We start from the raw sequence: 6,666 nt of genomic DNA on the forward strand, positions 1-6,666 counted from the left end.
CAACCAGCGACAATAAGAAAAGCCAGGAGGCTACCTCAACCGATACTTATCTCTACTAGTCTAATTGCTACTAAAAAAGTCGGGACAATCGTCCCGACTTTCATGGTTATAAATTCTTCAGCTTATTCATGACGCCGTTTTTGCCAACCAGCTAAACCTAGTGCCCCCAACAGGGAAGCTAACCCAGCAGCAACGATACCGACACTGGATTGTTCATTGGTTTGTGGTAAAGTCGTCTTGGCTGACTGCTTGGCCATGCTCTGACCACCGGTTGCCAAGTTAACCGCCTGAGCACCTTGACCGGCACGAGTAACCTGCGAACCAACAACCGTGCTCTGGCCTTTTTGATGGCCACTAGCGACAACTGCGGCTTGACCACTGGCACTCTTCTTCACCGTTTGCCCGGTCTTCTTAGTAGCTGGCTTATCTGTTGGATCAACCGTAGCTGCACCGCCACCAGTCGTGACAGCACTGTAGGTGAAGGTCACCGTCGTCCCATTAGCCGTGTAAACGCCAGAAGCTTGACCGCTACCATTCACTTGATAACCATTGATACTGTCCGCCTTAACCGTGTAGCTGTCACCAACGGTTCCAGTTTGTACCCGCTGGCTAAGCACGTTGCCATTTTCATCAACGTTGACGATAGTGACCGTCCCAGTCGTTTCACCCGGCGTAGGTGTTTCCGGCGTCCCTGGGTCAACCGGTGGCGTCGTCATTTGGTTGTCAACGGTAAAGGCCACCCAAGCATTGTATTGACCACTGGTATCACCAGCCGTCATCACCCGAACAACATAGTTGCCGGACTTTGCCTTATTGTTGGCTACCAGTGAGAAGCCTTGCGCATTCTTTGGATCAGCCACCACGCTGAACCAGCTGGAGGCATCCGTTTGTGTCGCTGCCCAAGTTGGATAATCTTTAATACCAGCCGTACTGTCGGTTGTGTAAACAATCGTCACACCGTTGCCAAAGTTACCAATGGTGTTCTTCACAGTCTTATCTACCTGACCAGTCGTAAAGTCTTGATAACTGATGACATTGGTAACTGGATCAAGACTCGGTTGACTGTTCGTCAATGTAAATTTACCAGCATTTAAGGATTGACCGCTGGCAATAACGTTCCCATATTCTTTGTTAGCAATGGATTCTGGCGAAAGTCCCATTGCAATCATGTTCCGAGCGTAGTCGACCGAGTGCAGGTTAACGGCACTCAAATCAGGCAAGATACCCGTCAGCAAATTGTCACTGAAGTCTACCGTGGTCAATGCTGGTGTCCACGTCCCAATTTCTGGGATACTTCCAGTCAGTTGGTTATTGTTTACTCTGAAGAAGCTTAACTTCGGCAGGTAAGCATATGAAGCGATTGTGCCCTTTAAGTTAGCGTGAACCAAGTCGATAAATTGCAGATCTTGATAACTAGACAGATCAGGCATCACATCAGCTGCGGCTGCCGTACTATCCAAGTGCGTTAAACTTAAAAATTGAAGTTTTTGATTGCCGGACAGGTACTTTTGGACGGTCTCATTGGCAGATGAGTTCCAAGTCGTCCCGCTAAAATCAATCTGGAAAGCTGTCAGGTTTTGAGCAAATGCAAATGAAATCATTTCTGATTCAGGTACTTGGAAGGTGTCCGCACCTAAAACAAATTGATTCAAAATGGTGAAGTACTCCAGTCCAGTCAAATCGGTGATTGGCCCCTTAGCCGAGACACTGATCTCACGAACGTTGACGCCGGCCTTAAACCCCGCATAGTTCACACAAGTCCACAAGTTGCTGTCATTGATAGCTTGGGACCCACCATAATACTGGTAGTTTAAATTATCTTCAATCAGTTGACGAAGGTTGGCATCTGGCAACCAGATTGATGCATCTTGATTATAAATATCTGCCTGATCACCGGCCACAGTTCCCAATAAAACAGGGGCTGCTGGTGCCGCCATTCTGGCCATTTTTTTAGGTGCTACTTGCTGAGCATTGTCAGATTTTACATTTTCTGTTTTCTGATTAAGAGTAGCATCATTCCGAACAGTCTGCTCTTCTTTTACCGGGTTAACAACTGATTGTTCCTTTTTTTGTGGCTGTTGAATGTCTCCCGCTTCAGAGGCTGCGGGTTGCTGTTCTAGCTCAGATTTTTCCGTTGCCGGCGCTTCTTTGTTAGCGCTTTCATCTTGTTCTTGGCCAGAACCGTCATTTTGCTTTTGTCCAGATACTTCTGCTTGGTCACCCGCTTTGGGCAAGCTAACTTGCTGTTCAGGTTTGGCAGCTTGATCACCAACCGCAGCCGATTCAGCCGGACCGTCTGTAGCCGCATCTGCTTTGGCAGTCGTACTAACACCCGTCACACCTAATCCTAACGAAATAACCGTAATGCTGGCAAAAACCCAGCGTTTCCCTGCCTTATAACCCTTGTAATGTTGCTTAGATTCACCCAAAACACGCTTCATCATGATAACATCCTCCTTGTGAAGTTTGCCACTATATGTAAGTGGCTTCCCTAGTAAGCACATAGATTAAATTAATCGAATTAGCAGATATCTAGTCAAACTCAACTTTCTAAATCAAATCGTTTATAAAATATTTTACTCACACATTCGTTGATTTGGATAGTTTGATTACACCCTCATTGTACCTGATTTATAGTAAATATCAAGTATAATTGTATAGGTACGCAACTGATTCCCCCGTGTTACTTATTGGATATTAACAATCCCTAATAGCAAACAAAACTATCGCCTGATAAAGTTTTCACATTGTGAGGTTACCTTTTGTCAGGAAGTCACTCAGGACGGGATTTCTTTGTATAATTTCACTAATTTTACTTTTCTTTTACAATAGGTCTGCTATACTTAGATTGGTTAGAAAGATAACTAACTTATCATGATGCTAGCTTAATTTTAGTGTCATTTTTGATAATTCGTTACAGTGACGATGGGACCTTTTAAGAATAAATCAAACCGGAATTATTTGGTTGATTCAACCTTAATTTTTGCCTGATTTTAGCTGGCCTCTACCGCAAAAATGGCGTAAAACAAGCTTTTTGATAAATAAATACTTATTTTATCAATAATCATTGTGATTGGTTATCACTCTACTGTATACTTATTCTGAGGTAACGTTATCGTGAAATTGTGGTCATGCATTAGTTCTTTTTCGTTAACGGTTCATTAGAATATCAATAAATAAAGGTTTATTGCTTGCCAGTGGCAATTTAATTGTATACAATACTCTTCGAAAGTATCTGAAAGGAGGCCTGTGCCATGCCCAAAGTTTCCCCAGTTTTGCTGGACGAACAGCTATGCTTCTCTATCTACTCAGCCAGCAAAAAATTTAATCATTTCTACCAAAGCGCGTTGGCACCCTTTGGTTTAACTTATCCGCAGTACATTGCAATGCTGGTGCTCTGGGAAGATGCACCGTTGACGGTTCATCAACTTGGTGAACGCCTTGAGCTTGATAGTGGGACGTTAACTCCCCTCCTCAAGCGCCTTGAAAAACAAGGATGGGTCACACGTGTTCGAAGTCGAACTGACGAACGACAAGTGCTCATTCATTTGACTGAAACCGCTGAAGCTAAACGTGATGAAGTTTATTCCCGGATTGGCCAATGCCAAACGTTATTGGGAATGACTGACAATGAAATTGATAGCATGATGACTGAATTAGTCACCGTTAAAGATCAATTGGATACGGTGAGTCATCAACGGCTGATTGCTAAAGAAGTCGACCAAGATTAATTTTTAGGAACCAACGACCATCCGGCCGCTGATTCCTATTTTTTTGCGTTCAACCAGGTGGACTAGCTACCAAATTCTACAACCAATTAGCACCGTCGTAATGGAACGACCTTGTTTGCACCAAAAAAGCGGACCCCACTGGCCCGCTTCTTGTGTATTCGTTTTCCACCAAATCGGTTCTTATTTAGTTAATGGCTATAACACTTATAGGCCTGATGCCAATCAATGTCCAAGCGTCATTAGCATAATCGCAACCGCAATCAAATTATTAAAAGCGTGCATCAGAATCGTACTCTGCAACTTACCAGTCCGTTTATAAACATAGGCGAACGTTCCGCCCATCACGGCGTAAATAATCCAGCTCACGGGATTATTACTGGCATGGGGAATGGAAAAAATAATCCCACTGATTACAATGGGTAGCCAAAATGACTTTGCTGAGAAACAGCCGTCAATTAACAGACCTCGGAACGTCAGCTCCTCGATGATTGGCGACGCACAGACCGCCGTTACTGCTAGAAGCACCATTGTCAGTGTGCCGCGATCCATCAAAGTCGTAATCGTCTGATTGTTCTGGGTACTCGTTTCATGGTAGAGTAGCTTGTTCAATAAACCCAACACGATTTCCGCAAAAATCATAAACGCATAGCCTTTGATCATTAAGCCCCAATCCTGGCCAGTTAGACGTTGCCATTTAGGATGAAGCCTGTGATATTCCCACCCACCAATAGCAATTGTGACTGCGAAACCTAATAGGTAGATTACGGCCCACATTCCCCGATCAAGTATCGTTCCGTGGTTTAATTTAAGCAGTGGTAATTGCACGACACTGACTAAAAATACCATCAGGATGATCCAACCCCAACTCATGAAACTCCCGACTTTTGGCTGATTCTTTTGCACAATATTCGCCCTCTCTTTTTTGTTATGCTGGCTAACTAACTCGGACAAAGCCTATTAATAAGCGACAAAACGTTGCTTTATATTAGTTAGCCAAATCGATTTTATGAATTATTTATTTTTTAATAGCATTTTTATATAGAATGCGGTACTATATGGTTGCGGGCAAGTTTAGCTTGTTCGTGAGGCTTCTGTCCTCATTCAACAGACAGATTTCATTTTACTCCCCCAAAGTAGATGAAATTTTTTACAACATAATCCCCCAATTATGTTGTAACCTTACTCTTTGGCCATTGCGATTTCTCGTAATGGCTTTTTTTATTGGGTTAGGGAACAAAGTCTCAGGCTCTTTTTACCCGCCAAATATACATAGTCGAAACGTGTGACAAAAGGCAGTCAACCCCGCTTAGCCCCGATAAACGAGCAATCCCATACCAAGATTATTCGTCTATCGCTGTTAATGCTGATTGACTAATTGCCTTTTGTCTCACTATTTTTTATCCTCATTCGTCCTCGTCTGAGTCCTCAGACTCAAGTGATGTCGACCGTGGCCATAAAAACCAAAATAGCCCCAGGTTCACCAATGTACTGAGCGTTAACCCGGCAAACCCTAGCAAGGCCTCCAGCCAAGCCACTAACGATAAACTCAACATCAGCCAAAGGGTCCCGCCTACCAGGCCGGCAGTCAGCAAAACCATTAATATGGTGGTCACAACTTTCAAGGTCATCCCGCCCCTTTCTCAGAATCGCTGTTAAAAGCTTACCACGTTTGCCTCGACATTTCGACGATAAATCCCGGATGGCGTGCTTTCTCCAATGAAAGCGAATACAATAGAGGGAGTACCTATTCAATGAAGGAGTGACATGTATGAGTCGTGTATTTGTCAGCGCACCAATTCCCCAGTCGGCCCTCGATATTCTAAATCAGGCGGGCCTAACAGTTGAAAGCTATAGCGGTGATGGCTTGATTACCAAGACTGAACTCTTGCAGCACGTCGCCAACGTTGACGCCCTGATTACACCCTTATCAACTCAGGTCGATCAAGACGTTATCAATGCAGCACCCCAGTTAAAACTGATTGCCAACTACGGTGCTGGTTTTAACAACATCGACACGGCGTACGCCAAGAGTAAAGGCATCCCTGTCACCAACACCCCCAAGGTCTCTACGACCTCCACGGCTGAAGTAACGACCGGTCTGATTATCGCCCTGGCCCACCGGATCGTTGAAGGTGACCAGCTGATGCGGACCAAAGGTTTTGCCGGGTGGTCCCCACTTTTCTTCCTGGGCCACGAATTAGCAGGTAAGACTTTAGGCGTCATTGGTATGGGCCAGATTGGTCAGGCGGTCGCAAAACGATTAGCCGCGTTTGATATGCGGGTCATCTACACCCAACGTCATCCCCTACCAGCCGCTACGGAAGCCAGTATGCATGCTTCCTATGGCACATTGGACGAAGTCTTAGCGCAAAGTGATATCTTAACCATCCACTGTCCCCTGACACCAGACACGCATCACTTGCTAGGGGCCACCGCCTTCAAGCAAATGAAAAACTCCGCCATGTTGATCAACGCTGCGCGGGGGCCCGTGATCGATGAAGCTGCCCTCTTAACCGCCCTACAACAGGGTGAGTTAGCCGGTGCTGCTCTGGACGTCTACGAGTCTGAACCGAACGTTGACGATGGCTTTAAAGCACTGAGCAATGTCATTTTGACACCACACGTCGGCAATGCAACCGTTGAGGCTCGAGATGCCATGGCTGCTATCGTTGCTAACAATGCGGTCAGAGTCGCAACTGGTGAGCAACCTTTATACGTCGTCAATCCTTAATTGACCTGTGGTTGTGGGTAATCGCCTTGCCGGCCGCCAGCTATGGGCTGGAACGGTGCCGACACAATTTTAAGCCTCGAAAATCACGAGTCTTAAAACTTGGTCTTATTCTAAGCACCGAAAAACCGGCTCTTTGTCAACCGGTGTTGATGAAGGGATTTTCAGAGGTTCAATTCACTTTCGAATTGGACCTCTTTTCTGTAT

The 6,666-nt window shown here is 45.2% G+C and carries 4 protein-coding genes; 2 read left to right on the forward strand and 2 right to left on the reverse strand.

The window, feature by feature from the left end; all coding sequences use genetic code 11:
• Positions 1 to 122: 122 nt before the first annotated feature.
• Positions 123 to 2,444 carry a MucBP domain-containing protein gene (locus EKM87_RS09010; RefSeq protein ID WP_164506469.1) on the reverse strand — a complete coding sequence of 774 codons (2,322 nt, stop codon included), beginning with the start codon at positions 2,442 to 2,444 and terminating at the stop codon, positions 123 to 125.
• An 810-nt stretch (positions 2,445 to 3,254) separates the two neighbouring features.
• On the opposite strand from EKM87_RS09010, the gene EKM87_RS09015 reads away from it, so the two are divergent.
• Complete coding sequence (locus EKM87_RS09015) at positions 3,255 to 3,731, forward strand: MarR family winged helix-turn-helix transcriptional regulator (protein ID WP_125683968.1); 477 nt, start codon at positions 3,255 to 3,257, stop codon at positions 3,729 to 3,731.
• Positions 3,732 to 3,953: 222 nt separating this feature from the next.
• On the opposite strand, the gene EKM87_RS09020 is transcribed toward EKM87_RS09015, so the two are convergent.
• Positions 3,954 to 4,634 carry a CPBP family intramembrane glutamic endopeptidase gene (locus tag EKM87_RS09020; protein ID WP_225428425.1) on the reverse strand — a complete coding sequence of 227 codons (681 nt, stop codon included), beginning with the start codon at positions 4,632 to 4,634 and terminating at the stop codon, positions 3,954 to 3,956.
• A gap of 865 nt (positions 4,635 to 5,499) precedes the next feature.
• Between EKM87_RS09020 and EKM87_RS09030 the strand changes: the two genes are divergently transcribed.
• Positions 5,500 to 6,462, forward strand: a complete 963-nt coding sequence (locus tag EKM87_RS09030; RefSeq protein WP_125683970.1) for a 2-hydroxyacid dehydrogenase family protein — start codon at positions 5,500 to 5,502, stop codon at positions 6,460 to 6,462.
• Positions 6,463 to 6,666 lie beyond the last annotated feature (204 nt).

This window comes from Levilactobacillus yonginensis, assembly GCF_003946265.1.
Taxonomy (GTDB): Bacteria; Bacillota; Bacilli; order Lactobacillales; family Lactobacillaceae; genus Levilactobacillus; species Levilactobacillus yonginensis.

Bases quoted from the DNA above. Each gene is read 5' to 3' on its own strand.
- EKM87_RS09010 (WP_164506469.1), bottom strand. From the start codon at position 2,444: ATGATGAAGCGTGTTTTGGGTGAATCTAAGCAACATTACAAGGGTTAT.
- EKM87_RS09030 (WP_125683970.1), top strand. From the start codon at position 5,500: ATGAGTCGTGTATTTGTCAGCGCACCAATTCCCCAGTCGGCCCTCGAT.
- EKM87_RS09015 (WP_125683968.1), top strand. From the start codon at position 3,255: ATGCCCAAAGTTTCCCCAGTTTTGCTGGACGAACAGCTATGCTTCTCT.